We start from the raw sequence: 23117 nt of genomic DNA on the forward strand, positions 1-23117 counted from the left end.
GGCGCCTACTCCCCGGCCCACTCGACGCCGGCCGGAACCGTCTCGAGCTCGATGAGGCCGTGCGCGAACACGTTCGTCGGGTCGTACTGCGTCTTGATCGCGGCGAGACGGTCGTACTTGTCGCCGTAGATGTGGCGGGCCCCCGCTGCGTCGTTGTGCTCGGACGTGAAGTTGATGTAACTGCCCGCCTCCCATTGCGCGACCGCCGCGCCGAAGCGCTTCACCCAGGCGACGAGCTCCGGGCGCTCGTCGGCGTACAGCCAGTCGGCGCCGATGTTGCCGCCCCAGCGGGAGTGGATGCCCGTGGTCGAGTCGTTGCTGTGATCGCGCGGCGTGAGCTTGCCGGCGATGAGTTCGAACGGGCACATCGTCTGGTGCGCGATGAAGGCGCTCGAGTTCAACGGCTGCCCCGGGTAGGCGTCGGCATGCTCGATCGCGAGGTCGAGCAGCTCATCGGGCAGCTCGCCGAACGCGACGTGGCGCCAGTAGTGCGAGATGCCGTAGCGGAACTCGTCGTCCGTGGAATGCTGCAGCGTGACATGAGGGATGGAGCGCAGGCTGGTGTAGATCGGCTCGTATCCCTCGAAGATCGGCGCGGTGATCGCCGGCTCATCGGCCGGGTCACCGTAGGTGACGGTCGCGATGGAGATGATCGGCTTGCCGCGGTGCTCACGGGGCAGCTGACTCCAGTAGTGCGGTGCGCGGTAGAGGCGCACGTAGGTGGTCGAGCTGTCGGGCTGCGCGGGCCCGAGCTCGCGGAACCGCTGCAGCAGCGCCTTGCGGTCCTCAGCCGGGAACAGGGCGAGGCGCACGGTGGCGAGACCCGGCAGATCGACGTAGTCGAAGACGAACTGCGTGGCGATGCCGAAGTTGTGGCCGGCGCCCTTGAGCGCCCAGAACAGCTCAGGCTCGCTGTCCTTGTTCACGCGGCGGATCTCGCCGTCGGCCGTGACGATCTCGACTTCGCGAAGGAAGTCGACGGTCGATCCGAACATGCGCGAGAGGTAGCCCATGCCGCCGCCGAGCACCAGGCCGGCGACGCCGGTGTGCGAGACGACGCCGGCAGGCAGCGCCACGTTGAACGGCTCGGCGGTGCGGTCGACATCGCCCCAGCGGCAGCCGGGGCCGACGGTGAGGGTGCGCTGCTCGGTGTCGACGACGACGTCGCGCATGAGGCTCATGTCGATCATGACGCTGCCGTCGGCGACCGAGGTGCCGGCGAGGTTGTGGCCGCCGCCGCGCACGGTGAGGGCGACGTCGTTCGCGACGCACCACCGCAGCGCGTCCGCGGCGTCCTGCGCCGTGGTGCAGCGCACGATCGCGAGCGGGTGCTGGTCGATGTCCGCATTCCAGATCCGGCGCAGCGTCTCGTAGCCGGGCTCACCGGGATGCACGACGTCGCACGAGACGGCGGTGTCCAGCCCGGCGGGCAGAGTGGGGTACGGCATGGTCGTGATCTCCTTCGTCACTTTCTGGGTTCTGGTCGCAAGGCTCGTGGGGCTCATGAGGCCCTCGCCTCGGTTCGCGCTCCGACGGTTTCGAGCACCGCCTGCAGGGCGGCGAGCGAACGGCCGAGGAATTCGCGCAGCTGGGCACCCGCGTCGCCGCCCTCGAGGCGCAGCTCCGCGAGCCCCGGGGCCTCGCCCCGCGCGGCGCGGATGGCGTGGTCGTCGGCGAGGCGGCCGAGCTCGGCGAGTTCGATGTCGTCGAGTCCCGGATCCGCAGCCCGCCAGAGCGGATCCTCCGGGTCCAGGATCATCTCGGCCCGCGAGCCGCCGATGCCCTCGATGAACAGCTGCACGTCCGGCGAGGCCGTCAGCAGCGTCGCAAGGAGGGGCCGCCAGTCGATCGCGCCGTCGCCGACGGGGGCGAGGAAGCGGCTGAGGCCGTGCTCGGAGCGGGCGACGATCGCGTCGCGCAGGTGGGTGGTGCGGGTGATCGCGGCGACCCGGTCGACCGCAGGGCCGAACGCCTCGCCGCGCACCGGCAGATTCGCCGGATCCAGGCAGACGCCCAGCACGTCGTCGCCGTGCTCCGCCACGAGACGCAGAAGCTCCCGGGTCGTGATCTCCTCGTGCGTCTCGATGTTCAGGCGCACGTCGGTCGCACGCAGCGTGGGCGCGAGCTTGCCGATGAAACGCGAGGTCGCCTCGAGCTGATCGGCCCAGGTCACATCGGTGCGGAACCGGTCGAAGCAGTACGGCGCGGGCAGGCCGTGCTTGTAGCCCCCGCTCGCGGTCCACGGCTCGGTCCAGCCGTATTCGGCGCAGATCCGGATCAGGCGCTGCATGCCGGCGAGGTAGCTGCCGTCTCCGAGGTCGCGCACGCGCGGCAGCTCGGCGGTCATGTACGGGTTGATCTTGCCGACCCCCACCTGCACCGCGAACCCGCGCGCGTCGGCCTCCCGCGCGAATGCGGCGATGCCGACCGGGTCGAGCGTCGGGAACGCCTCGTCGAGAGTGCGCACCAGGATCCCGCGGAATCCGAGCTCCTCGAGCACGTCCAACGTGGCGACAGGAGAGGGCGCGAGCGTGGAGGATCCGCCGGAGAACTTGACGTCGGCGCCGATCCTCATCGTGCCCCCGATCCGGCGCGAGCGCGCAGCGCGATCCGCTGGGCGCGGCGCTCCCGCTCGATCGCCACATCCGGCACGGGTACGGCCTCGAGCAGCGCGCGGGTGTACTGCGCCTGCGGGTCGCCGTAGATCTGCGCGACCGGGCCGCGCTCCGCGACCACGCCGTGGTGCAGCACGACGATGCTCGAGCACAGGTACTTCACCACGGCGAGGTCGTGCGCCACGAAGAGCACGGTCAGATCCATCTCGCGCTGCATGTCCTTGAGCAGGTTCAGCACCTGCGCCTGCACCGAGACGTCGAGCGCCGAGACCGGCTCGTCGCAGAGCAGCACCTTCGGGCCGACGCTCAGCGCGCGCACGATCGCGATGCGCTGCCGCTGGCCGCCGGAGAAGTGCCGCGGATAGCGGTCGAGGTGCTGCTCGCCCAGCCCCACCCGCTCCATCAGCTCGATGACCCGGTGACGCCGTTCACGCGCGGAGAACCCGCCGACGACGATCATCGGCTCCTCGACGATCTGCCGCACGGTCATCCGCGGATCCAGGCTGGAGTACGGATCCTGGAACACCATCTGCACATCCCGGCGATAGCGGTGCAACTCCGCCGCGCTCGAGGAGCGCAGGGGCGTGCCGCGGTACGAGATCGTTCCCGCGGTGGAGTGCTCGAGACCCACGATGCAGCGGATGGCCGTGGACTTGCCGGATCCGGATTCGCCGACGAGACCCAGCACTTCGCCCTGGCGCAGTTCGAACGACACGTCGTCGAGGGCGAGGGCGCCTCTGCGGACGGAGCCGAACCGCTTGGTCAGGTTCTGCACCGAGATCAGCACATCGGATTCAGACATCGACGCTCACTCCCTCCGTGGCCGGTTCCGCCGCGGCCGTGTGCTCGGCCTCGGCATGCGCGGCCATGTAGTCCTGGACGGTGGTCAGACGGACGTTCGGATCCGCGTCCAGACGCGGGACGGATCCGATCAGCCCGCGCGTGTAGGGATGCTGCGGCGCGACGAAGAGCTCCTCGACGTCCTGCTGCTCGACGAGGTTCCCGCGGTACATCACCGCGACGCGGTGGGCGAGCCCGGCGACGATCGACAGGTCATGGGTGATGAACAGCACGGCGAGGTCGAGCTCGCGCGACTGCTCCTCGATGAGGTCGAGCACCTGCTCCTGCACGCGCACGTCCAGTGCCGTGGTGGGCTCGTCGGCGATGAGCAGCCGCGGCTGCGCGACGAGCGCCGCCGCCATCACCACGCGCTGTCGCATGCCGCCGGAGAACTGGCTCGGGTAGGCCCGCAGCCGCTCCTTGGCCTTCGGCACGCCGAGCCTGTCGAGCGTCTCGGCGGCCCGCGCGTACGCCTCCTTCTTGGAGGTGCCTCGTACGAGCAGCGGCTCCGCCACCTGCTCGCCGATCGTGAGCACCGGATTCAGCGCCGTCATCGGATCCTGGAAGATCATCGAGATCTCGGCACCGCGGATCCGCCGCATCGACTTCTTCGACGCGCCGAGCAGCTCGGAACCGGCCCAGCGGATCGATCCCTGCAGCTCGACGTCGCGGTCGAGCTGCAGGATCGACCGCGCGGTCATGGTCTTGCCGGAACCCGACTCGCCGACCAGCGCGAGGCGCTCGCCGGGACGGATGCGGAACGACACGTCGTCGACCAGGGTGAGGTCGCCGTCGCCGCCGCCGATGCGGAAGCGCTCGGGGACCACGACGGAGAGGCCGCTCACCTCGAGGATGGGCTCGGTGGACATCATGCGCGCCTCCTCGAGGCAGGGTCGGCGATCGCACGCACGGCGTCGCCGACGAGACCGAAGGTGATGGCGGCGATCGTGATCGCCAGACCGGGGAAGAACGCGACCCACCACGCCGTGGTGATGTAGGCCTGGCCCTGCGCGATGAGGGATCCCCAGTCGGCGCTCGGCGGCGGAGCGCCCACGCCCAGGAAGGCGAGGCCCGCCATCATCACGATCGTGCCGGACATCTCCATGCTCACGTGCACGTAGATCGCGTCGAGCGAGTTGGGCAGCGCGTGCCGGAGCATCAGGCGCGTACGGGTCATTCCGGTGATCTGCGCCGACTCGACGTAGGCGCTGGTCATGGTCTCGCGCAGGATCGTGCGCATGATCCGGGCCGTGCTCGGCCACGCGGCGAAGATCATCGCGACGATGATCGAGACGAGCGACGGCCCGAGCGCGGCGGCCAGTCCCAGCGCGAGCACGAGCGACGGGATCGACATGAACATGTCGCAGATCCGCATGATCGCCTCGTCCAGCCAGCGCGGGGCGAGCGTGGACAGGCTGGCGACGAGCACGCCCAGTGCGGTCGCGGCCAGCACCACGAACACCGCGGCGAGGAGGGTCATCGGCGCTCCGGCGAGCACGCGGGAGAGGATGTCGCGGCCGGTGTCGTCGGTGCCGAGCCAGTGTCCTGGCCCGGGCGGCAGCAGCGCGTCGGTCGGCTTGATCGCGTACGGATCCTTCGGCGCGAGGAGCGGGCCGACGAGCGACAGCACGAGCAGCAGGCCCGCGAGCACGAACGCGATCTTGTCGACGACGGGGGCGTGGCGACCGAGGAGCTTGCGCGAGATCGCACCGATTCCGCGCCCGAGGGCGCCCGGCGAAGCCATCTGGGACAGCCGTCGCGCGGTGCCCGTGCCTTCGACGGTCTCGACGGAGACGGTCACGGCGCCGGTGGGCTGTTGCGTCTGCGTGTTCATGCTCTGCCTACCTGGGAGGTGCGGACACGGGGATCGATCGTCATCTGCGTGACGTCGACGATGAAGGAGGTCACGATGAACACGAAGCCGATGATGAGCACGGCTCCGAGCACCGAGAACGTGTCGTGGTTGATGATCGACGCGTACATGTAGCTGCCCACGCCGGGGAGCGAGAAGACCACCTCGACCAGCACTGCGGCGCTGACCATCCAGCCGAACTGCATGCCGACGATCGCGAGAGTGGACCCGAGGGCCGAGCGCAAGCCGTGTCTCAGCACGATCCGCCCGCTCGGCACGCCCTTGGACACGGCGAACGTGATGTAGTCCGACTTGAGCGCGGTCATCATGTTGGAGCGCACGTTGCGCGCCAGCGTCGAGATGAACGGCGTGCTCAGCGCCATCGCCGGCAGCAGCAGGTGCCAGATCGAGTCGAGCACGTTGCCGATGTTCCCGAACAGGAGCGAGTCGAGCACACTGAACCCGGTCACTTTCGGCGGGGCCATGCCGACGCTGTTCACGCCGGAGATCGGGAACCAGCCGAGGATCGAGCCGAAGAGGAACCGCGCCATCAGCGCGAGCCAGAAGATCGGGATCCCGCCCTGCATCACGAGGATGATGCGCGTCGCGGTGTCGCCCGCACGACCCTCGTTGAGCGCCGCGACGAGTCCCAGCGGGATCGCCACGCACAGGGTGATGAGCATGCCCAGCACGACCACCTGGATCGTCGTCGGCAGCACGTGCGCGATGTCGGCGAGCACCGGCTGGTGCGTGTACGCCGAGCTGCCCAGATCACCGCGCAGCGCCCGGACCAGGAAGTCCCCGTACTGCACGATGAGCGGCCGGTCGAGGCCGAGGACGTGGCGCATCTGCTCGATCTGCTGAGCGTTGGCCATCCGGCCCGCGGCGACAGCGGCGATGTCCCCGGGGATGAGCCGCGACATCAGGAAGACGATCGTGGCGACGCCCCAGAGGGTGAGGACCGCGAGACCGATCCTGCGAAGGATGAAGGAGAGCATGTTCTTCCGTCCGGGAGGAGGGACGGGGCGAGCCCCGCCCCTCCTCGGATCCGATTGCGCCGGCTTACTCGGCCAGCGTCAGCAGTGAGATGTCGTACGTGGCCGCGATCGGCGAGTACGGGATGGGCGCGAACTTCTCGTTCTGCACCTGGACGCGCGACGGGAACGCGATCAGCATCGTCGGGCGATCCTGGATGATCGCCTTCTGCGCCTGCTCGAAGTCCGCGCATGCGGTCTTCTGGTCCGTCGAGGTCGTGCCCTCGGCGAGGAGCCGGTCGACCTCCGGGTTCGAGTAGCGCGCGAAGTTCGACTGCCCGATCGATGACGAGCTCCACGTGTGCGTCAGCATGGAGCCGATGTCGGGGTACTGGGCCAGATCCCACAGGATCGAGACGTCCGGCGTGGTCTCCGGCTTCTTGATCATCTCCAGGTACTGCGAGTACGTGATCTGCTTCACGTCGACGTTCAGGCCGATGTCACGCAGATTGGCCTCGAGGATCGTTCCCGCGGTGCCCTGCTCCGGGATGATCGACTGGTACGCGATCGTCACGGTCTGTCCCGCGACGCCCGCCTCCTGGATGAGCTGCTTGGCCTTGGCCACGTCCTGCTTCGCCGGATCGGTCGTGTACCGGCACTGCATGTACGCCGGGACCAGGCTGTCGGCCGGCTTGCCCCAGCCCTTCAGCGCATTCTTGATGTGGGCGCTGTAGTCGTACGCCAGCTGGATCGCCTCGCGCACCTTGATGTCCTTCGTGATGCCGCTCTCGGTGTTCATCGCGCCGATCGTCACGAGCGGGCTCTGGTGCTCCGTGATCTGGAACCCCTTCTTGCCCTTGAAGGTGTCGAGGTCGCTGACTGCCATGCTGGTGCCGATGTCGGCCGTGCCCGCCAGCGTCTCGTCACGCAGCGCGCTGTTCTCCTTGAAGATGCGCATGACGAGGCTGTCCGGGCGGTTCTTCTTGTCCCAGTACTTGTCGTAGACCGCGAGGTCGACCTCGGACGCGGGGTTGTAGCTCTTCAGCGTGTACGGCCCGGACCCGGCGTCGTTGCTGCTCAGCCACTCCTGTCCGTCGTCGGATCCGGCGTGCTCGGAGACGAGCTTGGAGTCCACGACGTAGATGAGCGCCAGCGCGCCGGCGAATGCGAGGTTCGGCTTCGCCAGAGTGATGGTGACCTGGTTGTCGCCGATCGCCTTCGACGACACGTAGTCGGTGATGAAGCCGGCGCTGCCGGAGGCGATCTTGTGCACGCGCTCGAGCGTGTAGACCACGTCGGCCGCGGTGAGCTTGTTGCCGGAGTGGAACGTGACGCCATCACGGATGGTGAGCGTGATCGAGGTCGCGTCGGAGGAGTATTCGTACTTCGACGCGATGCTCGGCACGATCTTGCCGTTCGCGTCGTAGTTCAGGATCCGGTCGTAGAGGCCGGCGATGTAGAAGTCGTTGTTGGCGTTCGAGCCCTGCTGCGGGTCGAGCGTCTCGGGCACGATGTGCGAGGCGATCACACCGGCCTTGCTCTGCGTTCCGCCGGTGCTGCCCGCATCTCCTTTGCCGGTGGACAGACCGCAGGAGCTGAGTGCGAGCACCGATGCGGTGACGAGGACGAGCAGTCCTGCCCTCTTTGGCAAGGTCTTCATCCCTTTTCCCTTCCTTACTGCGTCGAGTGATTGAGGACGGAGCGGATGCTCGATCGCGTTCGGGCGGGTTCCCGGGGATCTGATCGACAGCGCCGTCGGAATCAGGATGGCATACCAGAAGGCGCTTGTCACGCACCTTCTTGACCAATTAATCCTGTTTGGCATTCCAAACGGGATTCGGACTCTCGCACTTCCTCCCCGGCGAGACCCGGGCCGGGACCGCGATCGCTAGCCTGGCCGCATGAGCACGCACATCGCCGCCGCACCCGGTCAGATCGCCCCCGTCGTCCTCTTCCCGGGGGATCCGCTGCGCGCGAAGTGGATCGCGGAGAACTTCCTCGACTCAGCGGAGCTCTACTCCGAGGTCCGCGGCATGCTCGGCTTCACCGGCACCTGGCAGGGACATCGCGTCTCGGTGCAGGGATCGGGCATGGGGCAGCCGTCGATGTCGATCTACGCGAACGAGCTCTTCCAGGACTACGACGTGCAGACTCTCGTGCGGGTCGGCTCCTGCGGCGCGCTCACCGAGAAGGTGGGCATGCGCGACATCATCATCGCGAACGGGGCGTGCACCGATTCGGGGATCAACCGGATCCGCTTCCACGGCCAGGACTACGCACCCGTCGCCGACTTCGCGCTGCTGCGCCGTGCCGTCGAGGCGAGCGAGCGGATGGATCTCGAGCACGCGGTCCACATCGGCCTGCTGTTCTCGGGCGACCAGTTCTACAACACCCGCCCCGAACTCACCGAGCCGCTCGTCGCGCACGGGGCGCTCGCCGTCGAGATGGAGACCAGCGCGCTCTACACGCTCGCCGCGTTCTACGGCCGCCGCGCGCTCAGCATCTGCACCGTGTCGGACCACCTCGTCACCCACGAGGAGACGACGGCGCTGGAGCGCGAACAGAGCTTCGGCGACATGGTGCGGATCGCCCTGGAGGCCGCGATCGCGGTCTGAGCCGGCCGACGAGGTCGGTCAGCGCAGGGCGATCGACACGTCGGATCCACCCTCGTGGGTGAGCCGGGCCCCCATCTGCACGAGCTGAGGTCGGGGAGCGAAACCGCCGGCGAAGAGCGCCTGCCCCTGCGCGAAGAGCGGCGACCGCGCGATGGCATCGGCCGGCGCGAAGCCGAACACCTCCCCCAGCTCGGCGAGGTCGCGCTCGGAGCTCATCTTCATGAGCGCGAGATTGTCGCACTGCGAGATCACATTCGGGTGCACCTTCGAGGGGCGCTGCGTGGAGAGCAGCAGCCACAGCCCGTACTTGCGCCCCTCGGCGGCGATCTGCTCGATCCGCTGCGCGAGCAGACGCTGCAGCGGGGTCGACGCATCCGGACCGCAGAGATTGTGCGCCTCATCGATCACGATCAGTCGCCCGATGCGCTCCTGACGTCGCGCCCAGAGCTCGTCGAGCACCGCCAGAGCGGCGGTCTGCATCTGCGCCGGGGTGGCGAAGTGCCCCAGGTCGATCACCGTCGCGTCCGCACGGTCTCCGACGATGTCGGTCACATCTCGTCGATCCCATGCCCACATGTCCCAGTCCGGGAGGCCGAGGTTCTCGATGCGCTTGGCGATGCGCAGATAGCCCGGATCGCCACTCTCACGCAGCCACTCGACGACGGGCTTCTGCTCGTCGGTGAGGTACTGGGCATCGATCCGCAGCATGAGGTTGTAGTCCTCCGCGTCCCGGATCGGATCCAGCTGGAGGATGGCGGCCCGCGAGCGGACATCCATGTCGACGAAGCGCACCAGGAGCCTGTCGTCTCGCCCCGGTGCGGAGTGCAGCACCCGCACGTCGCGCTCGCGCAGCGCGGCGGCCTCCGCGGCCGGGGCGTCGTCGCGCACCTTCCCCAGCGCGACGAAGTCGGAGTTCGGATCGAACACGACGACGGGAAGTCGCGTGTGCAGCAGCACCTGCTCGAGCAGCACACCGAGCGCGTAAGTCTTCCCGGATCCGCTCTGCCCGCACCAGAACGTGTGCCGGTTGAGCCGAGAGGCGTTCAGGAAGGCGGGCGCCTCCGAGTCGAGGAGGCTTCCGATGGGCAGATCCGCGGGCATGACCGTCATCCTAGGGCGGCGGGCGCGGCCGGACTCCTCGCGTCCCGCCGTTCACCCGTCGGTGGGATGATCGACACATCATGTCTGCGCGCCTCGATCCGTCCGTCCTCCGCTCCGCCGAGGGGGACCCGGATCCCGACGCGGTCTACATGGCGTTCGTGGAATGGGCGGAGTCCACCGGGATCTCGCTCTACCCGGCGCAGGACGAAGCGGTCATCGAGATCGTGTCGGGGCAGAACCTGATCCTCAGCACCCCGACCGGCACCGGCAAATCGCTCGTCGCGGTCGCCGCGCACTTCGCCGCCCTCGCCGACGGGCGCCGCACCTACTACACCGCCCCGATCAAGGCGCTCGTCAGCGAGAAGTTCTTCAGCCTGGTCGACGTGTTCGGCGCCGAGAACGTCGGCATGGTCACCGGCGACTCCGCCGTGAACGCCGACGCCCCGATCGTCTGCTGCACGGCGGAGATCCTCGCCAACCTCGCGCTGCGCCAGGGACCCGATGCCGAGGTCGGCCAGGTCGTCATGGACGAGTTCCACTTCTACGGAGACCCGGATCGCGGGTGGGCGTGGCAGGTGCCGCTGCTCACTCTGCCGCAGGCGCAGTTCATCCTCATGTCGGCCACGCTCGGCGACGTGACGGAGCTCGCCGCGGACCTCACCCACCGCACCGGACGCGAGACCGCGGTCGTCACAGGCGTGGAGCGGCCCGTCCCCCTGCACTTCTTTTACGAGACCACCCCGATCCACGAGACGATCGAGGATCTGCTGCACACCGACCGCGCGCCGGTCTACATCGTGCACTTCTCTCAGGCCGCCGCGATGGAGCGCGCCCAGGCGCTCGCGAGCGCGAAGGTCGCCACGCGCGAGCAGCGCGACGAGATCGCGGAGCTCATCGGCGGGTTCCGCTTCACCACGTCGTTCGGCAAGACCCTGGCGCGCCTGCTCCGGCTCGGCATCGGCGTGCACCACGCGGGCATGCTGCCGAAGTACCGGCGCCTGGTCGAGCAGCTCGCGCAGCGGGGCCTTCTGCGCGTGATCTGCGGCACGGACACTCTCGGCGTCGGCATCAACGTGCCGATCCGCACGGTTCTTCTCACGGCGCTCACGAAGTTCGACGGCACGCGGATGCGCCAGCTCAACGCACGCGAGTTCCACCAGATCGCCGGTCGGGCGGGCCGCGCGGGGTTCGACACCGCCGGGACCGTCGTCGCGCAAGCGCCCGAGCACGAGTCGGAGAACCTCGCCGCGATCCGCAAGGCCGGAGACGATCCGAAGAAGAAGCGCAAGATCATCCGCAAGAAGGCCCCGGACGGCTTCGTGTCCTGGGGGGAGCCCTCGTTCCAGAAGCTCATCGCCGCCGAGCCCGAGACGCTGACCTCGCACATGCAGATCACGAGCGCCATGATGCTCAACGTGATCGGTCGCGGCGGCGACGTGTTCGCCAATATGCGCGCACTGGTATACGACAATCACGAACCACGTGCGAAGCAGCGCATCCTCGCGATCCGAGCGCTCGGGATCTACCGGACGCTGCGGGAGTCGGGCATCGTCGAACGCGATCCCGACGACGGTTCGGTACGGCTCACGGTGGACCTGCAGCCGAACTTCGCGCTGAACCAGCCGCTGTCGCCCTTCGCGCTGGCGGCGTTCGAGTTGTTGGCCCCTGAGGATCCGGCTTTCGCGCTGGACATGCTCTCGATCGTGGAGGCGACCCTCGACGACCCGCGGGCGATCCTCAGCCAGCAGGAGTTCGTCGCCCGTGGCGAGGCCGTCGCCGCGATGAAGCGCGAGGGCATGGAGTACGAGGAGCGCATGGAGGCGCTCGAGGAGATCACCTACCCGAAGCCCCTCGAGGAGCTGCTGTCGGCGGCGTTCGAGACCTTCAGCGCCGCTCAGCCGTGGATCCGCGACTTCGAGCTGCACCCGAAGTCGGTCGTCCGCGACATGTACGAGCGAGCCATGTCGTTCGGGGAATACGTCGCGCTCTACAAGGTTGCGCGCTCGGAAGGAGTGGTGCTCCGCTACCTCTCTGACGCCTACCGCGCGGCCTCGCAGACCATTCCCGAACACCTGAAGACCGAGGAGCTGCGGGATCTGATCGAGTGGCTGGGCGAACTGGTCCGCCAGGTCGACTCCTCCCTGCTGGACGAGTGGGAGGAGCTCGTCTCGGGCCACCCCGTCTCGCACTCCGACGAGCCGGTCGTGCCGCCGGCCCCGAAACGCCTGACGACGAACGTCCGCGCCTTCCGGATCCTCGTGCGCAACGAGCTGTTCCGCCGCGTGCAGCTCGCCGCCCGAGAGGATCTGGACGCCCTCGCCGCGCTGGATCCGGAGTTCGGCGCCGACGGCTGGGATGCCGCCCTCGACGCCTACTTCGCCGAGCACGACGAGATCCGCACCGGACCCGACGCCCGCAGCGCGGCGCTGCTCATCATCGACGAGACCGGCGGGCCCGATCATGAGCGGCCGGCGCGCGCCTGGGCGGTGCAGCAGATCCTCGACGATCCCGTCGGCGACCACGACTGGCGGATCTCCGCGATGGTGGATCTGGACGCCTCCGATGAGGCGGGCGAGGCCGTCGTCGCCGTGACCGGCGTGGCCCGGCTCTAGCCGGATGCCCATCTCATCATCTCCGGAGGGATCCCCGAGCTCCCGGAGCCGATGTCCTGCGCCCGGCGTATCGTCGAGGACACGGAGCGAAACGGAGGACGTCATGACGATTCACGAAGGGCGCGGGGGGCCGCGAACAGCACGCCGGCGGGGGCCGATCCACCAGGGAATCATCCCCTCCTATCTGCTGGCGAAGCTCGCTGAGTCGGAGCGATACACGCAGGCCGCCGAAGCGGCCAGGCAGACCCTGATCGCGCCGGCGCCCGCGCAGCACCGCGCGCAGCTGCAGCTCTCCATCGACGAGAACGGCACGCTCGTCGCCACAGTCGAGGCCGCACCGAATCGCACCATCAGCGACGCGCACGGCACCGAGAACCTGCCCGGCACCGTGGTGCGCAAGGAGGACGAGCCGACCGTCGCCGACGTCGCGGTGAACCAGGCGTTCGACGGGCTCGGCGCGACGTTCCAGATGCTGCTCGACGCCTTCCAGCGCAACTCGATCGACGGCCAGGGCCTGCCTCTGGACGCGACAGTGCACTATGGATCCGGATACGACAACGCGTTCTGGAACGGCGAGCGCATGGTGTTCGGCGACGGCGATGGCCAGGTGTTCCAGCACTTCACCGCCTCGGTGACCGTGATTGGCCACGAACTGGGCCACGGTGTGATCCAGCACACTGCGGGCCTGGAGTACCAGGGCCAGCCCGGCGCTCTGAACGAGTCGCTCGCCGACGTGTTCGGCGCTCTCACCGAGCAGCACCTGCTCGATCAGACCGCGGATCAGGCGACCTGGCTCATCGGCGCCGGCATCTTCACCCCTGCGGTGCACGGCAAGGCGCTGCGGTCGATGCTGCACCCTGGCACCGCCTACGACGATCCCGAGCTCGGCAAGGATCCGCAGCCGGCCGACATGAGCGGATACGTCACGACCACCGACGACAACGGCGGGGTGCACATCAACTCGGGCATCCCGAACCGGGCGTTCGCGCTGTTCGCCGTCGAACTCGGCGGTCGCGCCTGGGAGGCCGCCGGATCCGTCTGGTACCGCGCGCTCACCGGGGGCCTTTCCTCGTCGGCGACGTTCGCGCAGTTCGCGAACGCGACGATCAAGGAGGCGGACGCGGTGAGCACGGCGACCGGGGACGCCGCGCGCATGGCCTGGGCCTCGGTCGGCGTGATCAAGGCGACGGGCGATGAGCGACACGCCGGCTGATCCGCCCGTCGGCGTCCCCGCCGACTCCGCTGCCGCCGGCGACGACGGCGTCGCGATCCGTGTCGCCCGCAGCGGCGGGATCGCCGGGATGACGCGGCGCTGGAGCGTCCAGCCCTCCGGCGGCGAGACCGAGCACTGGATGCTGCTCGTCGAGCGCTGCCCCTGGGACGAGAAGCCGCCGGCCGGCACCGGGGCGGACCGCTTCGTGTGGCGGATCGAGGTGCGGATCCGTCGGGAGCGCCACGAGCAGGTGATCCCCGAGGAGCACCTGCAGGGTCCGTGGCGGGCGCTCGTCGACGCCGTGCAGGAGGCCGACGCCGGCACCCGCCGGGCCTGATCTCGGCAGCCGAGCCCGTCGCCCGAGGGGCGGAAGGCGGCCTGCGTCACACACCCCCGCCACCCAGGGCGTACATCTCGCGCAGAGCGCGCCGGCCGCGTCGCTCCCGGCACCTGCCGGTCAGGATCTGCGGGATGCCGCCCAGCGCCGGCGGATCCTGTGCAGCAACGGCATGAGCCCGTAGATCACGATGGGGACGGCGATCGTCACCGTGATGATCGTGCGCGGGATCACGGGGATTCCCGCCATCAGCGGACCGAGCAGCAGGTTGATCGCCAAGAGGGTCGGCGTCACGGCGATCCAGATCATGAGCGCGAGCGTGTGCTGACTCGGCGGCCGAGGGATCGCGGGAGCCGTCGAGGCGGGCGGAGCCGCAGCGTCGGGCGGGACCATCGGGCCGGACGGGTGCGTCATGCGTCGGCCGCCTCTCCGCTCAGCGCCGGCATGCGTCGTGCACCGCGGACGTCCTCGTCGACGAGATCGGCGTTGACGTCCATCGCGACCGCATTGGCGTGACCTGCGGCGGTGATCACCTGCGCACGCGGATCCACGAGGTTGCCCGTCACCCACACTCCGGGAACGGCGGTGCGCCCCGACGCATCGACGTGCGCGAAGCCCGCGCCGTCGACGGCACCGCCGAGAGCCACCACGAGTTCGGTGCGAGGGCGGGAATCCGGCCGGAGGAACAGCGCGTCGACGGGGACCACGTCACCGCTGTCGAGCCGCACTCCGCCGAAGCGCTCGCCGTCGACGAGCAGTTCGGCGACCCTGCCGTCCTGCATGCGGATGTCCCGCGCGCGGAGCTGGTGCTCGTCCTCCTCCGTGAGCACGCTGCCGTTCGTGAAGAAGGTCAGATCCGGCGACCATTGACGGACGAGAAGCGCATGCCGCACCGCGCCCGGAACGCCGCCGAGCACGCCCAGTGCCCGATCGCCGACCTCGTAGCCGTGGCAGTAGGGGCAGTGCAGGAGGAAGCGCCCCCAGGACTCTCGGGCGCCGGGGATGTCCGGAAGCACATCCTCGACACCCGCCGCGAGGATGATCCGACGGGCGGAGATCTCGGACCCCTCCTCGGTCGTCAACACGAACCCGTCCTCGGCGTCGCCCGCGGCCGACACCACGGGGTGCGGGATCAGGCGCACGCCGTAGGACGCGATCTCCTCGCGTCCGATCTCCAGCAGTCGCGACGGCGGGAAGCCGTCGCGCGAGAGGAAGCCGTGCATGTGCGCGGCAGGCGCGTTGCGGGGTGCGCCGGCGTCGAGGAGCACCACGGAGCGGCGGGAGCGGGCGAGGACGAGGGCGGCACTGAGTCCTGCGGCTCCGCCTCCGACGATCGCGGTGTCGAACTGTTCTCGGGTCATGCGTCCAGGTTCGCGTCGGACGGTACGATCTGGCAATCCTTCTTGCAGAAACCGCAAACCCCTGGTGTTCTTGTCGATGTGGACACGAACGCAGACCTCGCCGCCGCGCTGGATGGGATCGGACCGCGCCTGCAGCGCATCAGGACCAGTCGCGGCCTCACCCTCGCCGAGGTCGCAGAGCTCGCCGGCACCTCGGCCAGCACCGTGTCCCGGCTCGAGAGCGGCCTGCGCCGGCCCGGCCTCGAGCTGCTGTTCCCCCTGGCGCGGGCGTACGGGATGAGCCTGGACGACCTCGTCGGCGCGCCCGAGTTCGGGGATCCGCGCGTGCAGTTTCGTCCACGGCGCAGGAACGGGCGCATCGTGATCCCGCTGAGCCGCAATCCCGGGGGCGTACAGGCGTGGAAGGTCGTGCTGCCCGCCTCTCCCGGCCCCGGCGAGCTGCGCAGGCATGACGGATCCGAGTGGATCTACGTCCTCAGCGGGCGCATCCGCCTCATCGTCGGCCAACGGGACCTCGTTCTCGGACCGGGCGAGGTCGCCGACTTCGACACCCGCACTCCGCACTGGTTCGGGGCCACGGGCGACGCGCCCGCGGAGATCCTCAGTCTCTTCGATCGCAACGGCGCACGGGTGCACATCCCCGAGGCGAGCGACGACACCGTCGTGCACTGAGCAGGACACCGGCGACGGCAGGTCGGTCGCGAGTGACATCGGCGTCGACGCGTCCGCGCCCTCAGTCGGACGCCGCGACGAGGCGGACGGCGACCGCGCGCAAAGCCGTGCGCACCTCGTCGCCCTCGAGGACGACGAAGCGGATCCCCGTGGCTCCGAGGTAGAGCGCGAACTCCTCCGGCGAGCGGGACCCCGCGACGAGGATGCTCGTCTCAGGCCCCTCCTCGGTCACGACCGCGACCGTGGCGTCGAAATGACGGCGCACCTCGGTCGCCGGAGCGTACATGCGCACCCGCGCACGGTAGCGATAGGGCGCGGTGGTGATGCTGTGCGCCGTGAACTCCCGCAGCGACTCCTCCGGGATCTCCCGGGCCGGGAAGCCCTCCCGCAGCATCAGCGGGCCGCGGATCCGGTCGATCCGGAGCGTGCGCCATGCCTCGCGCTCGGGATCGAGTGCGATCAGGTACCAGCGCCGGGCGGTATGCACGATCCTGTGCGGCTCCACGATGCGGCGCACCTCGACGCCGTCGTGGCGGGTGTAGTCCAGGCGGAGGCGCTGCCGGGCATGGATGGCGGCCGCGATCGCCGCCACCACACCCGGATCCACCGCCGCGTCCGCTGTGCGGGTCGGGTCCAGCGGCACCAGGGCGCGCTCGACCTCGGCGATGCGGGTGCGCGCCGCCGAGGAGAGGGACTGCTCGAGCTTCGCCAGCGCGCGCCCCGCGGCCTCCTCCATCCCGGTGACAGCGCTGTTCGCGGCGGCCCGCAGCCCCACAGCGATCGCGATCGACTCGTCAGCGGAGAGGGCGAGCGGCGGCACGCTCGCACCCGGCCCCAGCCGGTACCCGCCGTGTCGGCCGCGCGTGGCCTCGATGCCGTATCCGAGCTCGCGGAGGTCGTCGATGTCGCGGCGCAGCGTGCGATCGCTCACCTCGAGCCGCTCGCGCAGTTCGACGCCGCTCCACTCGTGGCGGATCTGCAGGAGCGAGAGGAGAGCGAGCGTGCGTCCGGTGGTGCGTGTCATGCGACCATGCTTCTTCCCTATCCGGTCATATTCTGGCCGTTGATGGCGAGAAGCTGAAGTCATGAACGCACAACAGAGCGAATCCGCCGTCCTCCCGTTCCGTATCGAGATCGCCGAGACCGCCGTCGAGGACCTCCGCGCCCGGCTCCGCGGCGCCCGTTTCCCCGGCCCTCTGCCCGGAGACACCTGGCACGACGGCGTGCCCGTCGAGGTGCTCCGCGACCTCGTCGCCCGGTGGGAGCGGCACGACTGGCGGGCCACCGAGGAGCGCCTGAACAGCCACCCGCAGATCGTGACGCGCATCGACGGGCAGACGATCCACGCCGTGCACGTGCGCTCTCCGCATCCGGGGGCGACCCCGATCCTGCTCATGCACGGCTGGCCGGGATCCTTCCTGGAGTTCGAGGGTCTGATCGGGCCGCTGACGGATCCTGTCGCGCACGGCGGGGACGCCGCCGATGCGTTCGACGTGGTGATCCCCTCACACCCCGGATTCGGCTTCTCCACGCCGCTCGAGGATGCGGGCTGGACCGTCGCCCGCACGGCTGCGGCCTACATCGAGCTGATGACGCGACTCGGCTACGACCGTTTCGCGGTGCAGGGCGGCGACCACGGCGCGGCGGTGGCGCCGGAGATCGCGCAGCAGGCGCCGGAGCGCGTGCTCGGCGTGCACGCGAACGGATCGCTCGGCGGATCCTTCCTCGGCGGGCTCGACGAGGAGACGACGGCCCGGCTCACCACGCTGGAGCAGGATCGGGTGCGCCGCGTCGGCGAGTTCATGCAGCGCGAGTTCGGCTACATCGCGATCCAGGGCACACGGCCGGGCCTCATCGGCGCCATGACCGCGGACAGCCCGGTGGCCCAGTTCGCGTGGATCTATGACAAGCTGCAGGCGTGGACCCACCCGGTCGACGCCGACGCTGTCGACGTGCTGGGCGAGCGCTTCGTGTTCGAGAACGCCGCGCTGTACTGGTTCACGGCCAGCGGCGGATCGTCCGCGGCGCTGGTCTACGCGCTGAACACGGCATGGGAGGCGCCGAAGCCGAGCTCCGGAGTGCCGACCGCCGTGATCGTGTTCGCGCACGACATCGGCCTGCGATTCGCCGAGGAGCAGCACCACCGCATCGTGCGGTGGACCGACGTCGAGGATCGCGGCGGCCACTTCGCGGCCATGGAGGAGCCGGGCCTCCTCATCGACGACATCCGCGCGTTCTTCGGATCCTTGCGGGCCTGACGCGGCCAGGGCCGTCGCTCAGCGCGCCGGCTCGACACCGGGCTCAGCGCGCCGGCTCGGTACACGGCTCAGCGCGTGGGCTCGGCGGCACCGCCCGTGTCCGGCTCCACGGGCGGCAGCGGGATCGCCACGCTCGCCGCGGACGTCGGCGTGCCGAGACCGAGCCCGAACGGATCCGCCGTCGGCTGCTCGGGGAGCAGATCAGCCTCGTCGCGGTCGAACAGCTCACCGGGCAGCGCCGCCCATTCGCTCGGCTCTTCCGGCTTCTGCGTGAACATGCCCATGCGTCCATTGTGCGCCCGCCGGTGCGGGAGCGGATCCGCCGGATCCCCGAGGGTCAGCCGCGCAGGAGCGTCGCCCGGGCGCTGATCCGCGGGGCGTCCGGCACCAGCACGGCCAGAACGCGCACGAAGGTGGTCATCCAGACCAGGCCCAGCCCCACGGCGATCGCCTCGAGCCCGGCCGAGGAGTACAGCCCCATCGGCCAGTGCAGCAGCACCGCCGCCACCAGCAGCACGCCGAGGCCCACCGTGGCGATCACGAGCGCCCGCGGCGGGCCGGGCAGCGCCCGCGTCGAGATCAGGGCGGCGAGCGCGAACAGCGCGAGTGTGCCGATGGCCGCGATCCAGTGCACGACGCGGTTCAGCTCGATCGGCACGAAGCCCACGACGGCGAGAGCCGCCCCGGTCGCGCCCCAGAGGGCGACGACCACGGCGATCCCGCGCAGTGCGCCGTCACCGCGCAGCCGGTGCAGGTCGCGGCCGATGTACGCGCCGACCGTGGCGAACAGCAGCCCCGCCACGACCAGGGTGCCGTTGAACGCCCAGCCGCGGGCGCCGAGGCCGAGCTGCGAGAAGTTCTGCTGCCACCACAGCGGATCCGACGCGGTCGCCATCGCGAACAGCGTGCCGATCGTGAGGAACCCGAACAGCAGGGTAGCCAGATCCCGCGTGCGGATCCCGACGCCGGCGGTGTAGGCGAACCGTCCGCCGATCGCCGCGGCGACGCCTGCGACGAGGGCGCCGCCCAGGGTCGGGGCGGTGAAGTCGTGCAGGCCGGCGCCGAAGACGACGCCGCCCAGCAGCACCCCGAACGCGGTCACCGCCGCGAAGGCCACGGTCAGCGCGACGGCCGACACGTGCGACACCGCCGTCTGCCATGGCGGCATCGAGTCGGTCTCGCCACGGCGGTGCTGCACCGTGCTGACGACGAACGCAGCCGCCGCGATGACGCCGGCGATCACCGCCACGGGCTGGCTCAGCGATCCGGGTCCGGTGAGCGCACGGGGCGGACCGAGCAGCGCGACAAGCCCCGCGAGCGTGCCGAGGGCGAAGCAGAGCGCCGTCGCCCACACCGTGCGCGTCTCGTTGCGCAGCCCGCGCGAGGTGTCCATGCGGTCATCGAACCACGTCCCGCCGACGTCGGCCCGGCGACCGTCCGCGGACCATGGATCCGGACCCGATCGACCGCCGCGGACACCGGAGTCCGTCAGCGCGCGACGGCGCCCGTGCCGCCGTGCATCTCACCGCGGAGGGGCCAGCGCCCGTTTCGCTGACGGAACTCGTTCGCGCGCAGGAGCGGCGAGACGTCGAAGAGACGTGGATTCAGCCGCAGCCGCGGACCGGACGAGCCCCGCACGGTCAGCCGGAACCCCCCGCCGGACGCCTGCACGGAGAAGTCGGTGATGTCGGCGTAGGCGATCACGGCCTCGCGCCCCCAGACCGTGCGGAACGCGATCTCGTCGACCCGGGGCTCGACGTAGAAGTTGCGGTACATCACGAGGAACACCACGCCACCGAGCAGGATCCCGATCGAGGCGATCCGCAGCGGCCACAGCATGCCGTCGCTGTTGTTCTCGGTGAAGGAGGCCAGCCCCATCATCAGCCCGACGGCGACGAACAGCGCGCCCGCGAGCGGTACGAACACCGGCATGCGCTGCCGCACGGGTCCCACCGATCGGCGCCCGCGCATCCGTGACACGGCGGCCGCCGCGAGGATCAGGACGGCCAGCACGAGGAGGACCTTCACCACGACCGCGGACACCCCTCGAAGGTACCGCGTCGAACCCCTGTCGATGTCCGCCCGCTCGCGCCCTCGCCCGAGGGCTGCGCCCGGAACGCAGGAGATCCCGGCCGGAACCGCTCCCGAGACGGGAGGGACGACCAGGATCTCCTGCGTTCGGGGCGGCGGTCAGACCAGGACCAGGTCCTCCATGCGCACGTACGACGCCTCCATGCCATCGACCATGCCGGTCGCCAGGATCATGTCGCGGGTCTCGGCGTCGGGGTACTCGACGAGAAGCGTGATCAGCGTCGCGCCGTCCTCCTCGTAGAGGTTGAGGTCGTTCAGCGTGACCGGGCCGTCGGTACCCTGCATCTTCTCGGTGGTCACCGCGCGGCGCGTGGCATCGACGAACAGCGCTTCTCCCTCGAAGCCGAAGGCCTGGCCCGCGGTGTCTCCGGTCGGGGCCCAGGAGTAGCGGTACGCCTGACCCGGCTCGGTGGCGATCACGCATTCCGTCATCTCCCAGCCGTCCGGCCCGAGCAGCCACTGCTTCACGAGTTCCGGCTCGTGGTGGGCCCGCCACACCAGATCCTGCGGACCTTCGACGAGCCGCGTGATGCGCACATGCGTGTCATCCAGCAGCTCGACGCGGGTGCCCTTGCCCTGGGCGTAGGCGCGCAGATCCTGCAGCACCGTGTCGAGCTGGCTCATCGCGGCCTTCGTGCCCTCGATCACGCCCATCGCGACGACCTGCTCGAGCGCCTCGGCCGACTCGAAGTGGCTGGTGCCGGTCATGCGGGTGCCCTCGGCGGTCGGAGCGAACTCCAGCGTCATCCGCATCGCCGGGAAGCCGTCGATCGGCTGGCCGGAGTCGTCGACGAACGAGTCGAGCACCTCGAACAGCGCGGGCGCCTCGATGCGGGTGAACTCCCATCGCCCCGACGACTTCTCGCCGCGCGGGCCGTCGAGCCGGTACTGCGCGATGCCGCCGACCGTGTGGTCGAACTCGGTGAAGGTGGCCGGCCATCCGGGCGGGCCCCAGAAGCGCTCGAGCTGGCGCGGGTCGGAGTATGCGGCCCACACGCGCTCCACCGGGGCGGCGAAGTCGGCGAGGATCGTCAGCGTCAGGTTTTCGGGATCGGTGATCACGTCGGTGACAGGCATGTCACCCTCCTTCTGTGTCGGTCAGGTGGTGGTGGATCCGCGCGGCGCGGATCCGGGATCGGTGTCGGTGTCGACGTCAGGGCCGGAGTCCTCGGCGAGCAGCTGGTCGAGCAGCGAGATGCGGCTTCGCCACAAGTCCTCGTAGCGGGCGAGCAGCGCCCGAGCGCGCGCGATCATCTCGGGATTAGCGCGGACCAGCCGCTCGCGTCCCTCGGCGCGCTTGACGATGAGTTCGGCCGCCTCGAGCACCGCCACGTGCTTCTGCACCGCCGCGAACGACATGTCGTAGTCGCGAGCGAGCTCGGACACGGACTGCTCCTGGGCGATCGTGCGGCGCAGGATGTCGCGCCGCGTGCTCGCCGCCAGGGCCTGGAACACTCGGTCGATCTGTTCATCGCTCAGTTCATCTCGTACAACCATTTGGTTGTAGATTAGGCCGGCCGGATCCGGATGTCAAGACACGGACTTGTCGGAATCCAGCGATCGTCCGCCCCGGTCGACCACGCCCGGACACGACGCTCCCGCTCCGACGCGGCCAGCTCCGCCGTCTGAGCGGGGCTCCAGGTCCGGGCGGCCCGCAGAGCCGCCCTACCGCCATGCCAGTCCCGCCGGGCCTATCCTGACCGCATGGACGAGAACCCGGATCCGCACATCGTCGCCGAGGGGCTGCTGCCGACGCCGTTCACGGCCGACGAGATCCGCGCGGCACTGCGCCACGGGGCAGTGATCCGAATACTCGATGAAGCAGCCGACGGCACCTCACTCGAACGGATCAACCGCTTCTCGGACGGCGATGACGACGGTGCCACGCTGACCAGCCACGCCCTCGCCAGCCCCGGCGCAGCCGTCTCGAAGCGCGTCACCTGGCGGGATCTGCAGGCGCATGCCGCGTTCCCCGCGGATCGGACGGTCGTGGTCACCGAGACGATCGAGCACCCGCTCGGGCGCCTCGCATGCCTGCGCTACGACGTGGGCGATGACGACGGCAGCGCCGTGTTCTGGTTCGCGCTCGCGCATCCGGGGATGCCGGTGCAATACGAGGCGACGGACGCGGCGGGCCGCACCCACACCACCGTGCAGGAGATCACCCCGGGCTGACCGCCGGAACAGCGTGCGCTCCGGATCCCACTCCCGCTCAGGCCTTCTACGAACCCAGAACGGCGTCGAGCAGGCCGGGGAACTTCGCGTCGAGGTCATCCCGGCGCAGGGTGAGCATGCGGCGGCGCCCGTTGGGCTCGTTGCGGATCACGCCCGCCTCGCGCAGCACCTTCATGAAGTGCGACTTCGTCGACTTCGGCAGGTCGGGGTCCGTCGCGTGGCACGCCGCCATGTCGAGCGGACCGTCGACGAGCTGGCGCGCGATGGACAGGCGTTCCGGATCGCTGAGCGCGAAGAGCACCGCGGTGAGCTCGATCTCGGAGCGTTCCGGATGCGGAAGGTCGACGGCGCCTGGCATGGTTCGATAATACTTGAACCTTTCCGTCAGGGCGAGTAGTCTG

24 protein-coding genes are annotated in these 23117 nt (G+C 69.7%); 7 read left to right on the top strand and 17 right to left on the bottom strand.

Annotated elements, in window-relative coordinates:
- Nucleotides 1–5: 5 nt before the first annotated feature.
- The 7 genes from ACFWCK_RS05590 to ACFWCK_RS05620 form a co-directional block, all read right to left on the bottom strand.
- Nucleotides 6–1448 carry an FAD-binding oxidoreductase gene (locus tag ACFWCK_RS05590; RefSeq protein WP_378804934.1) on the bottom strand — a complete coding sequence of 481 codons (1443 nt, stop codon included), beginning with the start codon at nt 1446–1448 and terminating at the stop codon, nt 6–8.
- A 53-nt stretch (nt 1449–1501) separates the two neighbouring features.
- Entirely contained in the window at nt 1502–2575 is a 1074-nt protein-coding gene (locus ACFWCK_RS05595) for a sugar phosphate isomerase/epimerase family protein (protein ID WP_378804935.1), read from the bottom strand.
- A complete protein-coding gene (locus ACFWCK_RS05600; RefSeq protein ID WP_378804936.1) occupies nt 2572–3417 on the bottom strand; it encodes an ATP-binding cassette domain-containing protein in 846 nt (281 codons plus the stop codon). The genes ACFWCK_RS05595 and ACFWCK_RS05600 overlap by 4 nt, the downstream gene beginning before the upstream one ends.
- Complete coding sequence (locus ACFWCK_RS05605; RefSeq protein WP_378804937.1) at nt 3410–4327, bottom strand: ABC transporter ATP-binding protein; 918 nt, start codon at nt 4325–4327, stop codon at nt 3410–3412. The genes ACFWCK_RS05600 and ACFWCK_RS05605 overlap by 8 nt, the downstream gene beginning before the upstream one ends.
- Nucleotides 4324–5289: an ABC transporter permease gene (locus ACFWCK_RS05610; protein ID WP_233311618.1), complete on the bottom strand. Its 966-nt coding sequence runs from the start codon at nt 5287–5289 to the stop codon at nt 4324–4326. Before ACFWCK_RS05610 ends, ACFWCK_RS05605 begins: the two co-directional genes overlap by 4 nt.
- Entirely contained in the window at nt 5286–6305 is a 1020-nt protein-coding gene (locus ACFWCK_RS05615) for an ABC transporter permease (protein ID WP_378804938.1), read from the bottom strand. The genes ACFWCK_RS05610 and ACFWCK_RS05615 overlap by 4 nt, the downstream gene beginning before the upstream one ends.
- Nucleotides 6306–6369: 64 nt before the next feature.
- A complete protein-coding gene (locus tag ACFWCK_RS05620) occupies nt 6370–7941 on the bottom strand; it encodes an ABC transporter substrate-binding protein (RefSeq protein WP_378804939.1) in 1572 nt (523 codons plus the stop codon).
- A 241-nt stretch (nt 7942–8182) separates the two neighbouring features.
- Here ACFWCK_RS05620 and deoD point away from each other — a divergent pair, with 241 nt between their 5' ends.
- Entirely contained in the window at nt 8183–8896 is a 714-nt protein-coding gene (deoD, locus tag ACFWCK_RS05625) for a purine-nucleoside phosphorylase (RefSeq protein ID WP_378804940.1), read from the top strand.
- 18 nt (nt 8897–8914) lie between these two features.
- On the opposite strand, the gene ACFWCK_RS05630 is transcribed toward deoD, so the two are convergent.
- Entirely contained in the window at nt 8915–9997 is a 1083-nt protein-coding gene (locus ACFWCK_RS05630; RefSeq protein WP_378804941.1) for an ATP-binding protein, read from the bottom strand.
- An 80-nt stretch (nt 9998–10077) separates the two neighbouring features.
- On the opposite strand from ACFWCK_RS05630, the gene ACFWCK_RS05635 reads away from it, so the two are divergent.
- The 3 genes from ACFWCK_RS05635 to ACFWCK_RS05645 all read left to right on the top strand — a co-directional run bounded on the left by ACFWCK_RS05635 (nt 10078) and on the right by ACFWCK_RS05645 (nt 14159).
- Entirely contained in the window at nt 10078–12609 is a 2532-nt protein-coding gene (locus ACFWCK_RS05635; protein WP_378804942.1) for a DEAD/DEAH box helicase, read from the top strand.
- A 169-nt stretch (nt 12610–12778) separates the two neighbouring features.
- Complete coding sequence (locus ACFWCK_RS05640; RefSeq protein ID WP_378805041.1) at nt 12779–13822, top strand: M4 family metallopeptidase; 1044 nt, start codon at nt 12779–12781, stop codon at nt 13820–13822.
- Entirely contained in the window at nt 13803–14159 is a 357-nt protein-coding gene (locus ACFWCK_RS05645; RefSeq protein WP_378804943.1) for a protealysin inhibitor emfourin, read from the top strand. The genes ACFWCK_RS05640 and ACFWCK_RS05645 overlap by 20 nt, the downstream gene beginning before the upstream one ends.
- Nucleotides 14160–14279: 120 nt before the next feature.
- On the opposite strand, the gene ACFWCK_RS05650 is transcribed toward ACFWCK_RS05645, so the two are convergent.
- Both ACFWCK_RS05650 and ACFWCK_RS05655 read right to left on the bottom strand, forming a co-directional pair.
- A complete protein-coding gene (locus ACFWCK_RS05650) occupies nt 14280–14573 on the bottom strand; it encodes a hypothetical protein (RefSeq protein WP_378804944.1) in 294 nt (97 codons plus the stop codon).
- Nucleotides 14570–15520, bottom strand: a complete 951-nt coding sequence (locus tag ACFWCK_RS05655) for an NAD(P)/FAD-dependent oxidoreductase (protein ID WP_378804945.1) — start codon at nt 15518–15520, stop codon at nt 14570–14572. The genes ACFWCK_RS05650 and ACFWCK_RS05655 overlap by 4 nt, the downstream gene beginning before the upstream one ends.
- Nucleotides 15521–15598: 78 nt before the next feature.
- Here ACFWCK_RS05655 and ACFWCK_RS05660 point away from each other — a divergent pair, with 78 nt between their 5' ends.
- Nucleotides 15599–16192, top strand: coding sequence for a helix-turn-helix domain-containing protein (locus tag ACFWCK_RS05660; RefSeq protein ID WP_378804946.1), 594 nt, complete (start codon nt 15599–15601; stop codon nt 16190–16192).
- Nucleotides 16193–16253: 61 nt separating this feature from the next.
- Here the strand turns inward: ACFWCK_RS05660 and ACFWCK_RS05665 are convergent, their stop codons facing one another.
- Nucleotides 16254–17216 (bottom strand): helix-turn-helix transcriptional regulator, encoded by a 963-nt coding sequence (locus tag ACFWCK_RS05665; RefSeq protein ID WP_378804947.1) that lies wholly within the window; start codon nt 17214–17216, stop codon nt 16254–16256.
- A gap of 61 nt (nt 17217–17277) precedes the next feature.
- On the opposite strand from ACFWCK_RS05665, the gene ACFWCK_RS05670 reads away from it, so the two are divergent.
- Nucleotides 17278–18450 (top strand): epoxide hydrolase family protein, encoded by a 1173-nt coding sequence (locus tag ACFWCK_RS05670; protein ID WP_378804948.1) that lies wholly within the window; start codon nt 17278–17280, stop codon nt 18448–18450.
- Between the two features lie 68 nt (nt 18451–18518).
- Here the strand turns inward: ACFWCK_RS05670 and ACFWCK_RS05675 are convergent, their stop codons facing one another.
- The 5 genes from ACFWCK_RS05675 to ACFWCK_RS05695 all read right to left on the bottom strand — a co-directional run bounded on the left by ACFWCK_RS05675 (nt 18519) and on the right by ACFWCK_RS05695 (nt 22038).
- Nucleotides 18519–18734: a hypothetical protein gene (locus tag ACFWCK_RS05675; RefSeq protein WP_233311630.1), complete on the bottom strand. Its 216-nt coding sequence runs from the start codon at nt 18732–18734 to the stop codon at nt 18519–18521.
- A gap of 53 nt (nt 18735–18787) precedes the next feature.
- Entirely contained in the window at nt 18788–19843 is a 1056-nt protein-coding gene (locus ACFWCK_RS05680) for a DUF998 domain-containing protein (RefSeq protein WP_378804949.1), read from the bottom strand.
- Nucleotides 19844–19938: 95 nt separating this feature from the next.
- Nucleotides 19939–20493: a hypothetical protein gene (locus tag ACFWCK_RS05685; RefSeq protein WP_378804950.1), complete on the bottom strand. Its 555-nt coding sequence runs from the start codon at nt 20491–20493 to the stop codon at nt 19939–19941.
- Nucleotides 20494–20640: 147 nt separating this feature from the next.
- Nucleotides 20641–21618, bottom strand: a complete 978-nt coding sequence (locus ACFWCK_RS05690) for an SRPBCC domain-containing protein (protein ID WP_378804951.1) — start codon at nt 21616–21618, stop codon at nt 20641–20643.
- A gap of 21 nt (nt 21619–21639) precedes the next feature.
- Complete coding sequence (locus ACFWCK_RS05695) at nt 21640–22038, bottom strand: helix-turn-helix transcriptional regulator (protein ID WP_233311634.1); 399 nt, start codon at nt 22036–22038, stop codon at nt 21640–21642.
- Between the two features lie 207 nt (nt 22039–22245).
- Between ACFWCK_RS05695 and ACFWCK_RS05700 the strand changes: the two genes are divergently transcribed.
- On the top strand, nt 22246–22716 hold the full coding sequence (locus tag ACFWCK_RS05700; protein ID WP_378804952.1) for a hypothetical protein: 471 nt from the start codon (nt 22246–22248) through the stop codon (nt 22714–22716).
- Nucleotides 22717–22762: 46 nt separating this feature from the next.
- Here the strand turns inward: ACFWCK_RS05700 and ACFWCK_RS05705 are convergent, their stop codons facing one another.
- Complete coding sequence (locus tag ACFWCK_RS05705) at nt 22763–23074, bottom strand: ArsR/SmtB family transcription factor (RefSeq protein WP_378804953.1); 312 nt, start codon at nt 23072–23074, stop codon at nt 22763–22765.
- Nucleotides 23075–23117: the final 43 nt, after the last annotated feature.

The sequence above is a fragment of the Microbacterium sp. NPDC060117 genome, assembly GCF_042729315.1.
In the GTDB taxonomy this organism is placed as follows: domain Bacteria; phylum Actinomycetota; class Actinomycetes; order Actinomycetales; family Microbacteriaceae; genus Microbacterium.